This is a genomic window from Citrobacter amalonaticus Y19 (genome assembly GCF_000981805.1).
Lineage (GTDB): Bacteria > Pseudomonadota > Gammaproteobacteria > Enterobacterales > Enterobacteriaceae > Citrobacter_A > Citrobacter_A amalonaticus_C.
The window spans coordinates 187150-206256 of the sequence record NZ_CP011132.1 but is presented as its reverse complement, the minus strand read 5'-3'; the positions used below and the strand labels follow the sequence as shown (position 1 = coordinate 206256).

Genomic DNA, 19107 nt, shown 5'->3' with positions numbered 1-19107 from the left:
GCACAACGCTAACAAATAGCACGATCTCCTCCAGGAGGATTATCCTCAGCTTGCGAGTCGCATCACTTGTTTTCTGGCGACTTCTCGCGCAATGGCATCCACCCTCAGTACGTCATCAACGCTCTGGGGTTCCTCCAGGTCCATCTGCTCCAGCACGGCTAAATTGAGATCGGCGATATCGGTAAAGCGTATTTCTTCAGCAAGAAATGCAGCAACGACAACTTCATTGGCTGCATTCAGCGCGGTTGTGGCGGCTTGCCCCTGCTCAAACGCCTCCATCGCCAGTTTCAGGCACGGGTAACGTTGGTAATCCGGCGCGCTGAACGTCAACGCGCTGAGTTTGCAGAAATCGAGCGGCTTCACACCAGAGGTAACGCGATTCGGCCAGGCCATCGTATGCGCGATAGGCGTGCGCATGTCCGGCTCACCCAGTTGTGCCAGAACGCTGCCGTCCTGATAACGCACCATCGAGTGAATCACCGACTGCGGGTGAATCAGCACTTCCATCTGGCGAGCACTGGCGTTAAACAACCAACGCGCTTCAATGTATTCCAGACCTTTATTCATCATAGTGGCTGAGTCGACGGAGATCTTACGTCCCATCGACCAGTTCGGATGACGGCATGCCTGATCGGGCGTCATCGACGCCAGTTCATGCAGCGGCGTTTCCCGGAACGGGCCACCAGACCCGGTAAGCAAAACGGACATCACGCCATTTTGCTCCAGGTCAGCGTATCCCAGATTGTGTTGAATGGGTTGGGGCATACTCTGAAAAATAGCGTTATGTTCGCTGTCTACCGGCAAAAGTTGGGCTTTACTGCGCTTCACGGCGTCCATGAACAGACGTCCACAGGTCACCAGAGATTCTTTGTTTGCCAGCAGAATGGTTTTTCCCGCACGAATAGCGGCAAGCGTTGGCAGAAGACCCGCAGCGCCCACAATAGCAGCCATGACCTGATCGACCTCATCCAGCGCCGCCATCTCACAGGCTGCCTGTTGTCCGCTCAGGACTTCTGTCTGGCTACCCAGCTGTTTCAGCGAGGCATTGAGGAGATGCGCGCTGGCGTCATCATCCATCACGGCATAACGCGGGGAAAATTCCAGGCACTGCTCCACCATACGGCTGACATTTTTACCTGCCACCAGCGCGATAACGCGAAAGTGCTCAGGGTTATGGCGCACCACGTCCAGCGTGCTGCAACCGATAGAGCCGGTCGAGCCCAGAATGGTTAATTGCTTCATCAAACATCCGAAAAATAGACAGGATAAAAAGCAAAACGCCGCCAGCCGATCCTAAACGATCTTCTGAGCGGCGTTTTGAGCGTACAGGTGAATCAGAACTGCATCAGTTCCGCTTCTTTATCTGCCAGCGCCGCATCCACTTTCTTGATAGCGGCGTCAGTCATTTTCTGTACGTCGTCCTGAGAACGGCGATCGTCATCTTCGCTGATCTCTTTGTCTTTCAGCAGCGCTTTCACTTTGTCGTTCGCGTCACGGCGGACATTACGTACGGCAACACGCGCCTGTTCAGCTTCACCACGAACGATTTTCGTCAGATCTTTACGACGTTCTTCCGTCAGCGGAGGTAGTGGAACGCGAATATCGCTGCCCGCAGAACTCGGGTTCAGACCGAGGTCAGAAGCCATAATCGCTTTCTCAACGGCCGGGCTCAGGGAGCGGTCAAACACGTTGATTTTCAGGGTACGGGAATCTTCTACCGTTACGCTTGCCAGCTGACGCAGCGGCGTAGGCGTGCCGTAATATTCCACGACAATGCCATCCAGCAGGCTGGGAGAAGCACGACCCGTGCGTATTTTGCTGATTTGGTTTTTGAACGCTTCAACGCATTTTTCCATGCGTACTTCAGCATCTTTTCTGATATCGCTAATCACGTTACGAATCCTTGAAAACTTGTCTCAGTCAGACCAGACAGTACACCTGTAGAGGTGTGCTTAGTATAGCCCTGATTAAAATATTACGGGTAAGCCCGCGATATTAACGCGGAATCTTACCCCTATTTAGCCGTTACGGGAATTATTCCGTAATTAATGTGCCTTCTTTTTCACCCATGACCACGCGACGTAGTGCGCCTGGCTTGTTCATGTTAAAGACACGAATCGGCAACTTATGGTCACGCGCCAGCGTGAACGCCGCCAGATCCATCACTTTCAGTTCTTTATCCAGCACTTCATTGTAAGTCAGCTGCTCGTACATGGTCGCCGTTGGATCTTTCGCCGGATCGGCAGTAAAGACGCCATCGACTTTCGTCGCTTTCAGCACCACGTCAGCTTCGATTTCAATACCGCGCAGGCATGCCGCTGAATCAGTGGTGAAGAAAGGATTACCGGTACCCGCGGAAAGGATAACCACGCGGTTATTACGCAGCAGGCTGATAGCCTCTGCCCAGCTATAGTTGTCACACACGCCATTAAGTGGGATGGCGGACATCAGGCGGGCGTTCACATAGGCGCGGTGAAGCGCATCGCGCATTGCCAGACCGTTCATCACGGTGGCCAGCATGCCCATGTGGTCGCCCACAACGCGGTTCATACCCGCTTTCGCCAGACCAGCACCACGGAACAAGTTACCGCCACCAATCACCACACCAACCTGAATACCCAGTTCAACCAGTTCTTTGATTTCCTGAGCCATACGATCCAGTATGCTTGCGTCGATACCGAAGCCTTCCGTACCCTGCAGAGCTTCGCCACTTAACTTAAGCAGAATGCGTTTATAGACGGGTTTTGCATTGGTAGCCATGTTTCTTTCCTGAGACTGTCAACGATTAAAAATGGGGGTAAATTCTGGCGACAATGATATGCCGCTACTCAGTACAACGAAATAAGAGCCATACTGATTTTTGCGTGATGGGTGACAAAAAGAAGCCGCCCTCAGGCGGCTCCTTTTCGACCATTAAGACTGCTTGGACATCGCAGCAACTTCTGCTGCAAAGTCAGTCTCAACTTTCTCGATGCCTTCGCCCACTTCGAAGCGGATGAAGCCAGTCACGTCAGCGTTGTGCTCTTTCAGCAGTTGGCCAACAGATTTGCTCGGATCCATAACGAAAGGCTGGCCCGTCAGAGAAACTTCGCCGGTGAATTTCTTCATGCGGCCTTCAACCATTTTCTCTGCGATTTCTTTCGGCTTACCAGACTGCATCGCGATGTCCAACTGAACCTGGTATTCTTTTTCTACCACTTCAGCAGACACGTCTTCTGGCTTAACGAATTCAGGCTTGCTTGCAGCAACGTGCATGGCCAGCTGTTTAACCAGCTCTTCGTCAGCGCCTTTAGCCGCAACCAGAACACCGATACGCGCACCGTGCTGATAGCTACCCAGAACGTCGCCTTCCAGGGAAGCGATACGACGGATGTTGATGTTCTCACCGATTTTCGCAACCAGCGCAACGCGCTCTTCTTCGAACTGCGCTTTCAGCACGTCAACGTCAGTGATTTTGCCCGCAACAGCAGCGTCCAGAACTTTGTCAGCAAATGCCTGGAAACCACCATCTTTCGCAACGAAGTCAGTCTGGCAGTTAACTTCCAGAATGAAAGCGATGTTGCCATCGATTTTGGTTTTGATTACGCCGTCAGCAGCAACGTTGCCTGCTTTTTTCGCTGCTTTGATAGCACCGGACTTACGCATGTTTTCGATTGCAAGCTCAATGTCGCCATTAGCTTCAGTCAGTGCTTTTTTGCAATCCATCATGCCTGCGCCAGTACGCTCACGCAGCTCTTTTACCAGGGATGCGGTAATTTCAGCCATTCTAAAATCCTCGGAAGATTTGATCTGCCCGGCATCAAACCGCACAGATTTAAAAGTGAAAAAGGGGGCCATATACAGGCCCCCTAACCAAACATGATACTACCTGGTTTATAAGGGCTCTTCCCCTTCATATTCCGAGCCGCAGATGCGTTGTTTTCGCTCGCTCATCCCGGTCACTTACTCATGTAAGCTCCCGGGAATTCTCGAGCTTGCCGCCTTCCTGCAACTCGAACTATCTCGGGGAAGTTATCAAGCCTTATTATTCAGCTTCTACGAAGCTTTCTTCCGCCTGGGAAGCCAGATCCTGAGAACGGCCTTCACGAACGGTTGCAGCTACAGCGCCCAGGTACAGGCTAACAGCACGGATGGCGTCGTCGTTACCCGGGATAACGAAGTCAACACCGTCCGGATCAGAGTTGGTATCAACGATTGCAAATACCGGAATACCCAGGTTGTTTGCTTCTTTGATAGCGATGTGCTCATGGTCAGCATCGATGACGAACAGAGCGTCCGGCAGACCGCCCATGTCTTTGATACCGCCCAGGCTGTTTTCCAGTTTCTCAAGCTCACGAGTACGCATCAGCGCTTCTTTCTTGGTCAGCTTTTCGAAAGTACCGTCCTGAGACTGAGTTTCCAGGTCTTTCAGACGTTTGATGGACTGACGAACGGTTTTCCAGTTAGTCAGCATACCGCCCAGCCAGCGATGGTTCACGAAGAACTGGTCGCAGCTGTTAGCAGCGTCTTTCACCGCTTCGCTTGCAGCGCGTTTAGTACCAACGAAAAGGATTTTACCTTTGCGAGAAGCAATCTTGTTCAGTTCAGCCAGAGCGTCGTTGAACATCGGTACAGTTTTCTCAAGGTTGATGATGTGAACTTTGTTACGCGCACCGAAGATGAACGGCTTCATTTTCGGGTTCCAGTAACGGGTCTGGTGACCGAAGTGAACACCAGCCTTGAGCATGTCGCGCATGGAAACAGTTGCCATGATTAAAACCTCTATAGATAAAAGTTGGGGTTATGCCTCCACGTATCCCATATTACCGACCCCAAAGGGCACCCCGGAATATGTGCCGATACGTGTGTGTTGTTACACAAAGTGAGATTTGTCGCTTCCGTCTATTCTGTGTATACGAAATGAGATCGGAAGTCCGGCGCGCTTTATACCACAAATACGCCGTAGACACCAATAATTGTTGGCGGTCTGCGCTGAATTGAACGATGCCAGCAGCGGCCCCGACAGGGCGGAGTCACTAAGCAGCCAACGTACTTGTGGCACGAAAGGCGAAGTTCAGAATGATTCTCAATTTGGCAGGGTATACCCCTGGCTGATACCATTGGCAGCACTTACACAATTATTGTCGAAATTACCGACACTGATGGACAGAATTCATGGCTATCTCAATCAAGACCCCTGAAGAAATCGAAAAAATGCGCGTCGCGGGCCGTCTGGCTGCGGAAGTGCTGGAGATGATCGAACCGTATATCAAACCGGGCGTCAGCACGGGTGAACTGGATCGTATCTGTAACGACTATATCGTCAACGAGCAGCACGCAATCTCCGCCTGCCTCGGCTATCACGGTTATCCGAAATCCGTCTGCATCTCCATTAATGAAGTGGTGTGTCACGGCATTCCGGATGATGCCAAGCATCTGAAAGATGGCGATATCGTCAACATCGATGTGACCGTCATCAAAGATGAGTACCACGGCGACACCTCTAAAATGTTTATCGTCGGCAAACCGACCATTCTGGGCGAGCGTCTGTGCCGCGTCACGCAGGAAAGCCTGTATCTGGCGCTGCGAATGGTGAAACCGGGCATCCGTCTGCGCACCCTCGGCGCGGCGATCCAGAAATACGCGGAAGGCGAAGGTTTCTCCGTGGTGCGTGAATATTGCGGACACGGTATTGGTCGCGGCTTCCACGAAGAGCCGCAGGTGCTGCACTATGATGCAGACGACGGCGGCGTGGTGCTGCAGCCGGGCATGACCTTTACCATCGAACCGATGCTGAACGCCGGTGATTACCGCATCCGTACGATGAAAGACGGCTGGACGGTTAAAACCAAAGACAGAAGCTTGTCTGCGCAATACGAGCATACTATTGTGGTGACCGAAAACGGCTGCGAAATTTTGACCTTACGCAAGGATGACACCATCCCGGCGGTTTTCACGCACGACGTATAACTTTTTTGCCTGATGGCGCTCTCGCTTATCAGGCCTACAAATGGCACTATTCCGTAGGCCGGATAAGGCATTTTCGCCGTATCCGGCTTTTTTAATGGGTGGCGCATGATGAATACACTTCCTGAGCAACACGCAAATACCGCACTCCCCACCCTCCCCGGTCAGCCGCAGAACCCGGGCACCTGGTCTCGTGACGAACTCACTGTCTCCGGGATCAAAACGCGCATCGACGCCTTTCAGCAATGGCTGGGCGATGCCTTCGACAGCGGAATTTCCGCTGAACAACTGATTGAAGCCCGCACCGAATTTATCGACCAGTTGTTGCAACGCCTGTGGATCGACGCCGGTTTTGGGCAAATTGCCGATCTGGCGCTGGTCGCCGTTGGCGGATACGGGCGCGGTGAACTACATCCGCTTTCCGACATCGACCTGCTCATCCTGAGCCGTAAAAAATTACCGGATGAACAGGCGCAAAAGGTCGGCGAACTGTTGACGCTGCTGTGGGACGTCAAACTGGAGGTCGGGCACAGCGTGCGTACGCTGGAAGAGTGCCTGCTGGAAGGGTTATCGGACCTGACCGTTGCCACCAACCTGATTGAAACCCGTCTGTTGATTGGCGACGTTGCCCTTTTTCTGGAGCTGCAAAAGCATATCTTCAGCGAAGGCTTCTGGCCGTCCGATAAGTTTTATGCCGCCAAAGTGGAAGAGCAGCATCAGCGCCACCAGCGCTATCACGGCACCAGCTATAATCTCGAGCCGGATATCAAAAGCAGTCCCGGCGGCCTGCGCGATATCCATACGTTGCAGTGGGTCGCCCGTCGCCATTTTGGCGCCACCTCTCTCGACGAGATGGTGGGCTTCGGCTTTTTGACCCAGGCAGAGCGCGCTGAGCTCAACGAGTGTCTGCACATTCTGTGGCGTATTCGTTTCGCTCTGCATCTAGTGGTCAGTCGCTACGATAACCGCCTGCTGTTCGATCGCCAACTGAGCGTCGCCCAACGCCTGAACTACAGTGGCGAAGGGAACGAACCGGTTGAACAGATGATGAAGGATTACTTCCGCGTCACCCGCCGCGTCACTGAGCTCAACCAGATGCTGCTGCAACTGTTTGACGAAGCGATCCTCGCGCTGTCCGCCGACGAGAAACCGCGTCCTATTGATGACGACTTTCAACTTCGCGGCACGCTGATCGATCTGCGTCAGGACGATCTGTTCATCCGCGAGCCGGAAGCGATTCTGCGGATGTTCTACACCATGGTGCGCAACAGCGCGATCACCGGGATCTACTCCACCACCCTGCGCCATCTGCGCCATGCGCGCCGCCATCTGAATCAGCCGCTGTGCTATATCCCGGAGGCGCGATCGCTGTTTCTCAGTATGCTGCGTCACCCCGGCGCGGTCAGCCGGGGTCTGCTTCCAATGCACCGCCATAGCGTGCTGTGGGCCTACATGCCGCAGTGGTCACGTATTGTCGGCCAGATGCAGTTTGACCTGTTCCACGCCTACACGGTGGACGAGCACACGATTCGCGTGATGCTAAAGCTGGAAAGTTTTGCTAAAGAAGAGACCCGTCAGCGTCACCCGCTGTGCGTGGATCTCTGGCCGCGTCTGCGACAGCCCGAGCTGATTTTTATCGCCGCGCTGTTCCATGATATTGCCAAAGGGCGCGGCGGTGACCACTCGGTGCTGGGGGCGCAAGACGTCCTCAAATTCGCTGAACTACATGGTCTGAATTCGCGCGAAACGCAGCTGATTGCCTGGCTGGTTCGCCAGCACCTGCTAATGTCGGTGACCGCTCAGCGCCGGGATATTCAGGATCCTGAAGTCATTAAGCAGTTCGCCGAAGAGGTGCAGACGGAACACCGCCTGCGCTTCCTGGTCTGCCTGACGGTGGCAGATATTTGCGCCACCAACGAAACGCTGTGGAACAGTTGGAAGCAAAGTCTGCTGCGTGAGCTGTACTTCGCCACGGAAAAACAACTGCGTCGGGGGATGCAAAACACGCCGGACATGCGCGAGCGCGTGCGTCATCATCAGTTGCAGGCGCTGGCGCTGCTGCGGATGGATAACATTGATGAAGAAGCGTTGCACCATATCTGGTCGCGCTGTCGCGCCAACTACTTCGTGCGCCACAGCCCAAACCAGCTGGCCTGGCATGCGCGTCATCTGTTGCAGCACAATCTCAGCGAGCCGTTAATTCTGCTTAGCCCACAGGCAACGCGCGGCGGGACGGAAATCTTCATCTGGAGCCCGGACAGACCGTATCTGTTTGCCGCCGTTTGCGCCGAGCTGGACCGACGTAATCTGAGCGTCCACGATGCGCAGATTTTCACGACCCGCGACGGAATGGCGATGGATACCTTTATCGTACTGGAACCGGACGGCAGTCCGTTGTCGTCAGACAGACATGAAGCTATCCGCTTTGGCCTGGAACAGGCGATCACCCAGCACAGCTGGCAGCCGCCGCAGCCGCGTCGACAGCCGGCAAAATTGCGCCACTTTACCGTCGATACCGAGGTCACGTTTCTGCCTACACATACCGACCGCAAATCGTTCCTTGAGCTTATCGCGCTCGATCAGCCGGGGCTGCTGGCGCGGGTCGGGCAAATTTTTGCCGATCTCGGAATTTCGCTTCATGGCGCCCGAATTACAACCATTGGCGAGCGAGTAGAAGATTTATTCATAATCGCCACAGCGGACCGGCGTGCGCTTAATAATGAGCTGCAGCAGGAAGTGCATCAACGGTTGACAGAGGCCCTCAATCCAAACGATAAAGGGTAGTGTGTTTATTTATAGGGAAAGAGTTTAACAATGCAGCAGTTACAGAACGTTATTGAGACCGCTTTTGAGCGCCGTGCCGACATTACTCCGGCCAATGTGGATACCGTGACCCGTGAAGCGGTGAATCAGGTGATTGCCCTGCTGGATTCCGGCGCACTGCGCGTGGCAGAAAAGGTAGACGGTCAGTGGGTGACTCACCAGTGGTTGAAGAAAGCGGTTCTGCTCTCTTTCCGTATCAACGATAACCAGGTGATCGATGGCGCGGAAAGCCGCTACTTCGATAAAGTGCCGATGAAATTCGCGAACTACGACGACGCGCGCTTCCAGAAAGAAGGCTTCCGTGTGGTTCCGCCCGCTGCGGTGCGTCAGGGTGCGTTTATCGCCCGTAACACCGTGCTGATGCCGTCCTATGTCAACATCGGCGCCTACGTTGATGAAGGCACGATGGTCGATACCTGGGCCACCGTCGGTTCCTGCGCGCAGATCGGTAAAAACGTTCACCTGTCCGGCGGCGTCGGCATCGGTGGCGTACTGGAGCCACTGCAGGCGAACCCGACCATTATCGAAGACAACTGCTTCATCGGTGCGCGTTCTGAAGTGGTAGAAGGCGTGATCGTGGAAGAAGGCTCCGTGATTTCAATGGGCGTTTATATTGGTCAAAGCACCCGTATTTACGACCGTGAAACCGGTGAAGTCCATTATGGCCGCGTTCCGGCGGGCTCGGTTGTCGTTTCCGGCAACCTGCCGTCGAAAGATGGCAAGTACAGCCTGTACTGTGCGGTAATTGTGAAAAAAGTCGACGCCAAAACGCGCGGCAAGGTTGGCATCAACGAGTTGTTGCGTACCATCGACTAACGGTGATTTGAAAAAGCGGGCTTAGCCCGCTTTTTTTACATCTGCGAGTGGCAGAAACAGGGCTTTTCGTTAATTATTCAATAGTTATAGTGAGCTTAAGGGTACCGCTATGTATGACAATCTGAAAAGTCTGGGCATTACTAATCCTGAAGAAATCGATCGTTACAGCCTGCGGCAAGAAGCCAACAACGATATCCTGAAAATCTATTTCCAGAAGGATAAAGGTGAATTCTTTGCCAAAAGCGTGAAGTTTAAATACCCCCGCCAACGCAAAACCGTGGTCGCCGATGGGGTGGGTCAGGGATACAAAGAGGTGCAGGAGATCAGTCCTAACCTGCGCTATGTGATCGACGAACTCGATCAGATCTGCCAGCGCGATCGCACTGAAGTGGATCTGAAACGCAAGATCCTTGATGACTTACGCCATCTGGAAAGCGTGGTGGCGAATAAAATTACCGAGATCGAAGCCGATCTGGAAAAACTAACCCGCAAATAAGCCGTCCATTGCCGGATGGCGGCATAACACGCCTTATCCGGCCTACAGGTACACGCCTCGTAGGCCTGATAAGCGTAGCGCCATCAAGCAACAATCATCGCTGTTCATCCAGTTTGTTGCCGGATGGCGGCGTCATACGCCTTATCCGGCCTACAGGTGCACGCCTCGTAGGCCTGATAAGCGTAGCGCCATCAGGCAATTAATCAACGCTGTTCATCCAGTTTGCTGCCGGATGGCGGCGTCATACGCCTTATCCGGCCTACAGGTGCACGCCTCGTAGGCCTGATAAGCATAGCGCCATCAGGCAATTAATTAACGCTGCTCATCCAGTTGCAGCGCGACGTACAGCAGCAACCTGTCGTCAAAATTGCCCAAATCCAGTCCGGTCAATTCCGAGATGCGATTCAGTCTGTATTCCAGCGTATTACGGTGAATAAACAGCGCTTTTGAGGTAGCCAGCGGCTGCACGTTGTGGCGAAACCACGCCGCCAGAGTGCGGCGCAACAGGCCGTTATTGTCCATCGCCTTCAGCCGTACCAGCGGACGTGCCAGCTCATTGGCCTGCCAGCCGCCGCGCAGACTGTCGAGCAGCACCGGCAACATCAAATCCTGATAAAAATAGCTGCGACTTTCCGGCATTCGCTGTTTGCCGACCATCATCGTTGTGCGCGCGGTACGGTACGAACGCGCGATACTGCCAGGCCCGGTGAAGTAGTTGCCCAGCGAAACGCGAAAGCGCAACTGTCCGTTCTCTTTCATGCGCGCAATAAGCTGCTCAACGCGCTTGCGGTGATCTTCAGCATCCCAACGGCCAAACGAATTCAGTGCTGGTTTTAACACCACCATCTCGGTCAGCGAAACTATCGCAATCAGGTTATTACGCTCCGGGGTGGTCAGCGCGTTCTGTAACTGTTGCAACTCCGCCATGGCGCTGTCCACGCCGAGTTGCCCGCTGTCCACTTCCACCACCGCCACCACGCGCGGCTGGTTGAGATCGATGCCTAAGCGCTGCGCCCACTCGGTCAACGCCGGCGTGTTCTCTTCTGCCTGAATCAGGTTCATCACCAGCTCTTCACGCAGGCGGCTGTCCTGCGCCAGCAGGTGCATCAGGCGCGACTGCTCCAGCATCATCTCCGCCGTCATGCACACCAGTTCACCATACTTGCGCAGATGCTCAGGCTCGCCGGTCAGGCCAATCACGCCCACGATCTCGCCTTCCAGGCGCAACGGCAGGTTGATCCCCTGACGGACGCCGTGCAGATGGCGCGCGACAGCGTCATCAATATCCACCACGCGGCCCTGAGAGAGAACTAACAGCGCGCCTTCGTGCAATTCACCAATACGCTCGCGATCGCCACTGCCGATGATCCGTCCACGGGCATCCATAACGTTGATATTGGTATCAATAATGCGCATCGTGCGTGCCACGATATCCTGCGCCATTTTGGTATCAAGATGCCAGCCAGCCATAAACCCCTCCTGTGAGCAGAGCTCCAGCATAAAGAAGATAGTGAACGCTGACATTGTGCAGATGCACAAAGCAAAGGGAAGAAGTATGGAGTTGTGGGAAGTATCACAAAAAGAAACCCCTTCCTGTTACAGGAAGGGGTTCGGGGGAGATTACTGCATCAACAGGTAGATATTGCTGTCGCCACGCTGAATGTTCAGCGCCAGGACAGACGGTTTGCTGTCGAGGATTTTACGCAGTTCAGCGATGTTTTTCACCGGCTGCTGGTTAGCGCCAACAATCACATCCCCTTTCTTCAGGCCAATCTGCGCTGCCGGGGTGTTCGCTTTCACGTTGTTCACCACGACGCCTTTATCCTGACCTTTGTTGCTCATTTCAGCCCCTTCAATGCCGCTGAAGATGGAGCTGGAATCAACCTGAGTCTGGCTGCTCTGCTGCAGTTCCAGATTCACGGTAACCGGCTTACCGTCACGCAACAGGCCGAGGGTGATTTTGCTGCCCACCGGCATGGTGCCCACCTGCGCACGCAGTGCGGCGAAGCTGCTGATCGGTTTACCGTTCAGGGAGGTGATCACATCCCCGGCTTTAATGCCGGCCTTCGAAGCCGACGAGTTCGGCATGACCTGGCTGACAAACGCGCCGCGCTGAGCGTCGACTTTCATCGCTTTCGCCAGTTCGGAGCTCAGTTCAGTCCCCATGATCCCCAGTTCACCGCGTTTCACCTGACCGAATTCCACCATCTGGGAGGTCAGGTTTTTCACCATATTACTTGGGATCGCAAAACCGATACCGATGTTGCCGCCGTCCGGCGCAAGGATCGCCGTGTTAATACCGATCAGCTCGCCGTTCAGGTTAACCAACGCCCCGCCGGAGTTACCCCGGTTGATCGCCGCATCGGTCTGGATGAAGTTTTCATAGTTTTGCGCATTCAGGCCGCTACGCCCCAGCGCAGAGACAATACCGGAGGTTACCGTCTCGCCCAGACCAAACGGGTTACCGATAGCGACGGTGTAATCCCCCACGCGCAGCGCGTCGGAATCAGCCAGTTTAATCGCCGTCAGGTTTTTCGGATCCTGAATCTGGATCAGCGCGATATCAGAACGCGGGTCTTTGCCGACGATTTTCGCGTCGAATTTACGGCCATCGCTCAGTTGAACCTTAATCACCGTGGCGTTATCCACCACGTGGTTGTTGGTGACGACATAGCCTTTCGCAGCATCAATAATGACACCGGAACCCAGCGCCATGAACTTCTGCTGCTGGCCGCCGCCGTTACCGCCCTGCATACCGCCGCCCTGACAGAATGGCGAGCTCTGGAACGGTGAACCGTCCTGGCAGAACGGGGAATCATCACCAAAGAACTGCTGGAAATTACGCGGCATACGCGGCGTATTGACGGTTGTGCTACCTTCCACGTTAATGCTGACCACCGATGGCATCACTTTTTCGAGCATCGGCGCCAGACTTGGCATCTGCTGTGCGGTCGTGGCTGATGCAGTTTCAGCTGCCGTTGCAGAAAGCGGGGATAACGCCAGACCTAAACTCAGAGCCAGTGCACTCATTGCTAATGTGGTTTTTTTCATGTGTCTCAATCTCAATTAACAGATAACGCAAAATTGCTGTGTACGTCAGATTCATTTTATAGCGCTAAGTTCCGGACAGAAGTTTATGGAAAAGGTAAAAATTTATTGTCCGTCTTTACAAAACTCAGCTTATTGTTCAACCGCCATCAGGCGACGATATTCATCCCATGCATAGAGGTCGGTCATGCCGCTGATATAATCCTGGATCAGCCGGCAGCGGTAATAATATTCCAGCACAGGATATTCAGGTGAATCTGACGTTAATTTACCCACGGCCTCCACATAGGCCAGTCGGTGACGCGTTGACAGTTTCTGAAATAAGCGCGATTCGATAGGAAAGCGCTGCAGGCGCTCGTTTTCCACTAATTCACTGAAATCCGCAAGCGGCAGGCTTAATAAGGGACGGTAGATATCGAGTAAGCCACTGATCACCCGATAACCCTGTAATTCGAGCTGTTCCACATCCGGATGGCTAAATACATGCTTCATTGCAACATTTTTATAGATCTTCAGCAACCGGCTAAAGCTGCTGCCATCTTCCAGCAACGCCTGATTAAACCTGCCGTCGAAGATTTGCCCCAGGTTATCAATAAAACGCTGCGCGGCATAAGGCACCAGTTTATTAAGCGTATTCACCCGCAAATACATGAAAAACTGATCTTCAGTGCTGCGACTCAGATAATTTGCGCGTGATTTATCCCAGGCATTTTCGACAACCTGCGCAAAGAGTGAACCTTTCTCATGCTGCCCCCAGGCCTCATGCAAATGATGATAGAGTTGCTCAACGCTGAAAATTCTTTTTTCTACAGCATCTTCCAGATCGGCCACGCAATAAGAGATATCGTCGGCGGCTTCCATTATCCAGGTTAACGGAAAGCGACTGTAAACGGCGAGATCCAGTTCTTTACGTAACCTCTCAATATACGGTTCTTCAGAAAGGTAATAGCCCGGTTTTTTCATTAAATAGTTGTGCGTCGCGGGCGTGTCTCCCCGCCACCACGCCGGACGGGTATATTTTAAGATCCCACCGACCTGGGCCCAGGTCAGGTTCATCCGCATCAGCGTGTGTACCAGCCGAATCCCCTGCGCATTTCCTTCGAAATGACACAAATCCTGGCGTACTTTACGCCGGATATCGTTCAGCGACTCCTCGCCTTCGCGCAGGCGCAGCGTCGCCACAATACAACGATCTTCCGTTAAGGGTTGGCTTTCCGCATCCGCCGGATGCAGGCGCTGGCGAAACCAGTCATTGATCGCCGCCTCGCCAAAATGACCAAACGGCGGGTTGCCAATATCATGCATCAGGCAGGACATTTCGACGATGCTCTCAAACGGTCCCGTCAACTCATCCAGGCCGTATTGTTCCAGCAATTTCTGTTCTTTGAGGCGGCTTAAGACCTCTTTGGCGATATAGCGTCCCACCTGCTGAACTTCCATCGAATGGGTAAGACGCGTACGCACGGCGGCATTACGCTCAAGGGGGAACACCTGGGTTTTTTGTTGCAGGCGACGGATCGCCGGAGAGTTAATAATGCGCCCGCGATCGCTTTCAAAAATGCGCAGGATCTCATGCTCGGTTTTTACCCCTTGCGGAGAACGAAAACGACGGTGCCAGTTTATTTTTTTCCGGAAATCAATCTGTGACATGTCCTCTCCCGCGTGAGAATGCACTTCGCCTTAAGCGCATGATAGACTATGCCTTTAAATCTCACCTGGCGCGAGTAAATCTATGAAAATCGGCATCATTGGTGCAATGGAAGAAGAGGTTACGCTGCTGCGTGACAAAATCGAAAACCGTCAAACTCTCACCCTGGGCGGTTGCGAAATTTACACCGGTCAGCTAAACGGAACCGACGTTGCGCTGCTGAAATCCGGTATTGGTAAAGTCGCTGCGGCGCTGGGCGCCACGCTGCTGCTCGAACGCTGCAAGCCGGACGTCATTATTAACACCGGTTCCGCAGGCGGTCTCGCACCGACCCTGAAAGTGGGCGACATTGTGGTCTCTGATGAAGCGCGCTATCACGACGCTGACGTCACCGCATTCGGTTATGAGTTCGGCCAACTGCCGGGCTGCCCGGCTGGCTTTAAAGCCGATGAAAAACTGATTGCCGCAGCGGAATCCTGCATTGCGAAGCTGAACCTGAATGCGGTACGTGGTCTGATTGTCAGCGGCGATGCCTTTATCAACGGTTCCGTGGGTCTGGCCAAAATCCAGCATAACTTCCCACAGGCAATTGCCGTTGAAATGGAAGCCACCGCGATTGCCCACGTTTGCCATAACTTCAAGGTGCCGTTTGTCGTGGTCCGCGCGATCTCTGACGTCGCCGATCAGCAGTCCCATCTCAGCTTTGATGAGTTCCTGGCCGTTGCCGCGAAACAATCCACGCTGATGGTCGAATCGCTGGTACAGAAACTGGCGCATGGCTAAATCCCTCTCCAGGGCGCTTGTCGCCCTGCTGTTAGCCCTTCCGGCGTGGCTGCATGCCGCGCCTCGCGTGATTTCACTTTCTCCTGCCAATACGGAACTCGCCTTTGCCGCCGGTATCACGCCCGTTGGCGTCAGCAGCTATTCTGACTATCCGCCGCAGGCACAACGCATTGAACAGGTCTCGACCTGGCAAGGCATGAATCTGGAACGGATTGTGGCGCTGAAGCCGGATCTGGTTCTCGCCTGGCGCGGCGGCAATGCCGAACGGCAGGTGAATCAACTCACCTCGCTGGGTATCAAGGTCATGTGGATTGATGCCGTCACTATCGAGCAGATTGCTGACACGTTGCAGAAACTGGCCGCCTTTAGCCCGCATCCTGAAGTGGCAACGCGCGCCGCGCAAACCTTGCTGGACGACTATTCACAGCTAAAATCTCAGTATGCGGGCAAAGCGAAAAAACGCGTGTTTTTGCAGTTTGGCATCAATCCTCCCTTTACCAGCGGAAAAGGATCAATTCAAAATGAGGTTATTGAGCTCTGCGGCGGGGAAAACATCTTTGCCGGCAGCCGGGTTCCCTGGCCGCAGGTCAGTCGCGAACAGGTGCTGGCGCGCGCGCCGCAGGCGATCGTTGTTGCCGGAAATGCGGGGGAAATTCTCAAAATTAAGCAATACTGGGGTGATCAGCTACAAATTCCGGTCATTCCCCTCACCAGTGACTGGTTTGAACGCGCAAGCCCGCGTATTATCCTCGCCGCAAAACAACTCTGTAATGCGCTTTCACAGATGAATTAGCGTCTGCCCCCACCAGGTTTGTTGTGAGGTTTTGAGAATGCTCGTCTATTGGCTGGATATTGTAGGTACCGCGGTATTTGCCATCTCTGGCGTGTTACTCGCCGGAAAACTGCGTATGGACCCGTTTGGCGTGCTGGTATTGGGCGTGGTTACCGCTGTGGGCGGTGGGACGATCCGCGATATGGCATTAGATAACGGGCCCGTTTTCTGGGTCAAAGACCCTACCGATCTGGTGGTGGCGATGGTCACGAGCATGCTGACAATCCTGCTGGTGCGTCAGCCCAGACGCTTACCCAAATGGATGCTGCCGGTGCTGGACGCCGTCGGCCTGGCGGTCTTTGTGGGTATCGGCGTCAACAAAGCGTTTATTGCGGGGACCGGCCCGCTGGTGGCTATCTGTATGGGCGTGATTACCGGCGTGGGCGGCGGTATCATTCGCGATGTGCTGGCGCGGGAAATCCCGATGATCCTGCGTACGGAAATCTACGCGACGGCCTGTATTATCGGCGGCATCGTCCATGCCACCGCACATTACACCTTCTCGATGCCATTAGAAGCCGCCAGTATGTTGGGGATGGTTGTGACGCTGGTGATTCGCCTCGCGGCAATCCGTTGGCATCTGAAGCTGCCGACGTTTGCGCTGGATGAGAATGGACGTTGACTTGATTTTGCCCGATGGCACTGCGCTTATCGGGCCTACAACAGAACAGCACCGTAGGCCGGATAAGGCATTTATGCCGTCATCCGGCATGACAGATAGCAATCAGATGCTGAAGGAAGAACCACACCCGCAGGTGCTTTTCGCATTCGGGTTGGTGACTACGAAGCGGGAACCTTCCAGACCTTCGGTGTAGTCAACGGAGCCGCCGACCAGATACTGCAGGCTCATTGGGTCAACCACCAGGCCAACGCCCTGTTTCTCGATAGTCATATCGCCTTCGTTGATTTGATCATCAAAGGTAAAACCATACTGGAAACCGCTGCATCCTCCCCCGGTGATATACACACGCAGTTTCAGGTTCGGGTTTTCTTCGTCAGCGATCAGGCTTTTTACTTTATTGGCTGCTGCTTCAGTAAATTGCAGTGGCAGCGCTACGTCATCACTCATATTTTTGCTCCAAACGACATCGGCAATTGGGCAAATTCTGACCCAATATTAACGCCATTATCTAATACCCTGGTATTTCATTCAAGTATTCTCGCCAGCGGTGGTCGTCTGACTTTTTGCCGCCTGCTCCGCTTCCTGCTTCGCCAGCGTGCGGGCAAGAATAGTGGAGTATAGCGGTTTTCCGCCCAGGAATTGTGCCAATAGTGTTGCGCCAAGACAGGTAATAATCATTGGCAAAATGAGCTGATAGTTATCGGTCATCTCCAGCACCAGCACAATCCCGGTCAACGGCGCGCGCACCGACGCCGCCAGCAGTGCGCCCATTCCGGCGATGGCGAACGTCCCGGCCTCAAGCTGATAATGCGGAAAACCGGCTGCCGCCGCCATACCAAAGGCCGTCCCCAACAGCGTGCCCAATGCCAGCATTGGGGCAAAGATCCCGCCCGGCGCACCAGAAGAGAAACAGAGCAAGGTGGTTATCACCCGTGTGATAAAGATAAACAGCAGCAGCCCGACGCTAAAATTGCCCGCCGCCGCAATCGGGATAAGGTTAAAACCACCGCCCGCCGCCGCGGGTTCAATCAGCCCCAGAATGCCGCACAGACCGCCAATCGCCCCGCCCATGAGCACCCATTTGGTGATATTCCCGTGATGAAAACGCTGGAACCTGTCCTGGGTATCCAGCACGAGCTTATTGAAGACCGGCCCCACGCAGCCGAAAATCATCCCGAGGATCAGGTATAGCCACAGCGTATTGACCGGCGCGTTGGACAGTTTTCCCACTTCGATGATCGGCGATTCGCCATTGAAAATGCGAAAAACAATGCTCGACATGATCACACCGGTGAAAACGGCTTTGATCGAGATAAGGTTATAGCGAAACTGCGGGCGCATCTCCTCGATGATAAACAGAATCCCCGCCAGCGGTGCGTTGAAGGCGGCTGAGAGCCCCGCTGCCGCCCCGGTAGCCAACAGGGTATGTCGCGCTTCGGCGCTGCGCATGCGGAAGATATCCAGCACCATACGACCTATATTCCCGCCGATTTGTACCGTCGGCCCTTCGCGACCCAGCACCATCCCCGCACCCAGCGTGCCCATCCCACCGATAAACTTAACCGGCAACACGCGCCACCAGCGAACGGGGCGAAGCTCTTCCAGTGCCCCTTCAATCTCCGGGATCCCCGATCCACCGGCTTCCGGCGCAAATTTACGCACCAGAAAATAGCCGACCATCGCCAGTAATGCGGAGAGAATAAACGCCAGCGGCCAGAGCAGAAGCGGATGATCGGCCACATTCACCAGCGCACTGATACGCAGGTTTTGCACCCAGCTCACCGCTTTTTCGAACGCCACGCCCGCCAGACCGGTGAGCGTCCCCACCACTGCCGCCATCATTAAGATCGCCAGCGGCGTTTTATCCCGTTCCAACAGCCGACGGATTTGGTCCCTGCGCCGTAAGCGCACAATTTGCTGTGCTTCAAAAGAGGGAGTTTCTGTCTTCATCAGATGATCATTAATTGGTAATACAAATGCAGAGGCGGCATTGTACTCGCCTCTTCCCGGAAAATCCCCTGCAAATCGTACTGTTTCAAATGCGCAAAACTTTCATAACCTTCTCTGAATAACTAGAATAGCGACCATTCACT

General features: G+C 54.1%; 17 protein-coding genes and 1 pseudogene. 7 read left to right on the top strand and 11 right to left on the bottom strand.

Annotated features, from left to right (window positions below):
• Positions 1–45: 45 nt before the first annotated feature.
• The 5 genes from ispC to rpsB all read right to left on the bottom strand — a co-directional run bounded on the left by ispC (position 46) and on the right by rpsB (position 4750).
• Positions 46–1242, bottom strand: coding sequence for a 1-deoxy-D-xylulose-5-phosphate reductoisomerase (gene ispC, locus F384_RS00900; protein WP_046475804.1), 1197 nt, complete (start codon positions 1240–1242; stop codon positions 46–48).
• A gap of 92 nt (positions 1243–1334) precedes the next feature.
• Complete coding sequence (gene frr / locus F384_RS00895) at positions 1335–1892, bottom strand: ribosome recycling factor (protein ID WP_046475801.1); 558 nt, start codon at positions 1890–1892, stop codon at positions 1335–1337.
• Positions 1893–2034: 142 nt separating this feature from the next.
• Positions 2035–2760: a UMP kinase gene (pyrH, locus tag F384_RS00890; protein ID WP_046475796.1), complete on the bottom strand. Its 726-nt coding sequence runs from the start codon at positions 2758–2760 to the stop codon at positions 2035–2037.
• A gap of 153 nt (positions 2761–2913) precedes the next feature.
• The gene (gene tsf / locus F384_RS00885; protein WP_046475793.1) at positions 2914–3765 is read right to left on the bottom strand and encodes a translation elongation factor Ts; all 852 of its coding nucleotides are present in this window, start codon (positions 3763–3765) and stop codon (positions 2914–2916) included.
• A gap of 259 nt (positions 3766–4024) precedes the next feature.
• The gene (gene rpsB / locus F384_RS00880) at positions 4025–4750 is read right to left on the bottom strand and encodes a 30S ribosomal protein S2 (RefSeq protein ID WP_042323700.1); all 726 of its coding nucleotides are present in this window, start codon (positions 4748–4750) and stop codon (positions 4025–4027) included.
• A gap of 404 nt (positions 4751–5154) precedes the next feature.
• Here rpsB and map point away from each other — a divergent pair, with 404 nt between their 5' ends.
• The 4 genes from map to F384_RS00860 all read left to right on the top strand — a co-directional run bounded on the left by map (position 5155) and on the right by F384_RS00860 (position 10081).
• Positions 5155–5949 carry a type I methionyl aminopeptidase gene (gene map / locus F384_RS00875; RefSeq protein WP_046475789.1) on the top strand — a complete coding sequence of 265 codons (795 nt, stop codon included), beginning with the start codon at positions 5155–5157 and terminating at the stop codon, positions 5947–5949.
• Positions 5950–6057: 108 nt separating this feature from the next.
• Entirely contained in the window at positions 6058–8730 is a 2673-nt protein-coding gene (glnD, locus tag F384_RS00870; protein WP_046497556.1) for a bifunctional uridylyltransferase/uridylyl-removing protein GlnD, read from the top strand.
• A 30-nt stretch (positions 8731–8760) separates the two neighbouring features.
• On the top strand, positions 8761–9585 hold the full coding sequence (gene dapD / locus F384_RS00865) for a 2,3,4,5-tetrahydropyridine-2,6-dicarboxylate N-succinyltransferase (RefSeq protein WP_046475785.1): 825 nt from the start codon (positions 8761–8763) through the stop codon (positions 9583–9585).
• A 109-nt stretch (positions 9586–9694) separates the two neighbouring features.
• Positions 9695–10081 carry a DUF3461 family protein gene (locus F384_RS00860; protein WP_042997870.1) on the top strand — a complete coding sequence of 129 codons (387 nt, stop codon included), beginning with the start codon at positions 9695–9697 and terminating at the stop codon, positions 10079–10081.
• Between the two features lie 312 nt (positions 10082–10393).
• On the opposite strand, the gene cdaR is transcribed toward F384_RS00860, so the two are convergent.
• From cdaR to dgt, 3 genes are all read right to left on the bottom strand, one after another.
• The gene (gene cdaR, locus F384_RS00855; RefSeq protein ID WP_042323710.1) at positions 10394–11551 is read right to left on the bottom strand and encodes a DNA-binding transcriptional regulator CdaR; all 1158 of its coding nucleotides are present in this window, start codon (positions 11549–11551) and stop codon (positions 10394–10396) included.
• 150 nt (positions 11552–11701) lie between these two features.
• The gene (gene degP, locus F384_RS00850; RefSeq protein ID WP_046475779.1) at positions 11702–13132 is read right to left on the bottom strand and encodes a serine endoprotease DegP; all 1431 of its coding nucleotides are present in this window, start codon (positions 13130–13132) and stop codon (positions 11702–11704) included.
• 129 nt (positions 13133–13261) lie between these two features.
• On the bottom strand, positions 13262–14779 hold the full coding sequence (gene dgt, locus F384_RS00845; protein WP_046475776.1) for a dGTPase: 1518 nt from the start codon (positions 14777–14779) through the stop codon (positions 13262–13264).
• Between the two features lie 82 nt (positions 14780–14861).
• Between dgt and mtnN the strand changes: the two genes are divergently transcribed.
• The 3 genes from mtnN to F384_RS00830 are packed head-to-tail and all read left to right on the top strand — an operon-like array spanning position 14862 to position 17014.
• A complete protein-coding gene (mtnN, locus tag F384_RS00840; RefSeq protein ID WP_046475774.1) occupies positions 14862–15560 on the top strand; it encodes a 5'-methylthioadenosine/S-adenosylhomocysteine nucleosidase in 699 nt (232 codons plus the stop codon).
• The gene (gene btuF, locus F384_RS00835) at positions 15553–16353 is read left to right on the top strand and encodes a vitamin B12 ABC transporter substrate-binding protein BtuF (protein ID WP_046475771.1); all 801 of its coding nucleotides are present in this window, start codon (positions 15553–15555) and stop codon (positions 16351–16353) included. The genes mtnN and btuF overlap by 8 nt, the downstream gene beginning before the upstream one ends.
• Before the next feature lie 37 nt (positions 16354–16390).
• Positions 16391–17014 (top strand): TRIC cation channel family protein, encoded by a 624-nt coding sequence (locus tag F384_RS00830; RefSeq protein ID WP_046475769.1) that lies wholly within the window; start codon positions 16391–16393, stop codon positions 17012–17014.
• Between the two features lie 102 nt (positions 17015–17116).
• On the opposite strand, the gene erpA is transcribed toward F384_RS00830, so the two are convergent.
• The 3 genes and pseudogenes from erpA to clcA form a co-directional block, all read right to left on the bottom strand.
• The gene (gene erpA / locus F384_RS00825; protein WP_046475767.1) at positions 17117–17461 is read right to left on the bottom strand and encodes an iron-sulfur cluster insertion protein ErpA; all 345 of its coding nucleotides are present in this window, start codon (positions 17459–17461) and stop codon (positions 17117–17119) included.
• Positions 17458–17511: pseudogene (gene yadW, locus F384_RS30720) on the bottom strand (small protein YadW); the annotation flags it as partial. The gene erpA and the pseudogene yadW, both read right to left, overlap by 4 nt.
• A gap of 31 nt (positions 17512–17542) precedes the next feature.
• A complete protein-coding gene (gene clcA / locus F384_RS00820) occupies positions 17543–18964 on the bottom strand; it encodes a H(+)/Cl(-) exchange transporter ClcA (protein ID WP_046475764.1) in 1422 nt (473 codons plus the stop codon).
• Between the last annotated feature and the right edge of the window lie 143 nt (positions 18965–19107).

Bases quoted from the DNA above. Each gene is read 5' to 3' on its own strand.
- map (WP_046475789.1), top strand. From the start codon at position 5,155: ATGGCTATCTCAATCAAGACCCCTGAAGAAATCGAAAAAATGCGCGTC.
- dgt (WP_046475776.1), bottom strand. From the start codon at position 14,779: ATGTCACAGATTGATTTCCGGAAAAAAATAAACTGGCACCGTCGTTTT.
- degP (WP_046475779.1), bottom strand. From the start codon at position 13,132: ATGAAAAAAACCACATTAGCAATGAGTGCACTGGCTCTGAGTTTAGGT.
- tsf (WP_046475793.1), bottom strand. From the start codon at position 3,765: ATGGCTGAAATTACCGCATCCCTGGTAAAAGAGCTGCGTGAGCGTACT.
- glnD (WP_046497556.1), top strand. From the start codon at position 6,058: ATGAATACACTTCCTGAGCAACACGCAAATACCGCACTCCCCACCCTC.
- ispC (WP_046475804.1), bottom strand. From the start codon at position 1,242: ATGAAGCAATTAACCATTCTGGGCTCGACCGGCTCTATCGGTTGCAGC.
- mtnN (WP_046475774.1), top strand. From the start codon at position 14,862: ATGAAAATCGGCATCATTGGTGCAATGGAAGAAGAGGTTACGCTGCTG.
- cdaR (WP_042323710.1), bottom strand. From the start codon at position 11,551: ATGGCTGGCTGGCATCTTGATACCAAAATGGCGCAGGATATCGTGGCA.
- F384_RS00860 (WP_042997870.1), top strand. From the start codon at position 9,695: ATGTATGACAATCTGAAAAGTCTGGGCATTACTAATCCTGAAGAAATC.
- clcA (WP_046475764.1), bottom strand. From the start codon at position 18,964: ATGAAGACAGAAACTCCCTCTTTTGAAGCACAGCAAATTGTGCGCTTA.
- F384_RS00830 (WP_046475769.1), top strand. From the start codon at position 16,391: ATGCTCGTCTATTGGCTGGATATTGTAGGTACCGCGGTATTTGCCATC.
- btuF (WP_046475771.1), top strand. From the start codon at position 15,553: ATGGCTAAATCCCTCTCCAGGGCGCTTGTCGCCCTGCTGTTAGCCCTT.
- dapD (WP_046475785.1), top strand. From the start codon at position 8,761: ATGCAGCAGTTACAGAACGTTATTGAGACCGCTTTTGAGCGCCGTGCC.
- erpA (WP_046475767.1), bottom strand. From the start codon at position 17,461: ATGAGTGATGACGTAGCGCTGCCACTGCAATTTACTGAAGCAGCAGCC.
- pyrH (WP_046475796.1), bottom strand. From the start codon at position 2,760: ATGGCTACCAATGCAAAACCCGTCTATAAACGCATTCTGCTTAAGTTA.
- rpsB (WP_042323700.1), bottom strand. From the start codon at position 4,750: ATGGCAACTGTTTCCATGCGCGACATGCTCAAGGCTGGTGTTCACTTC.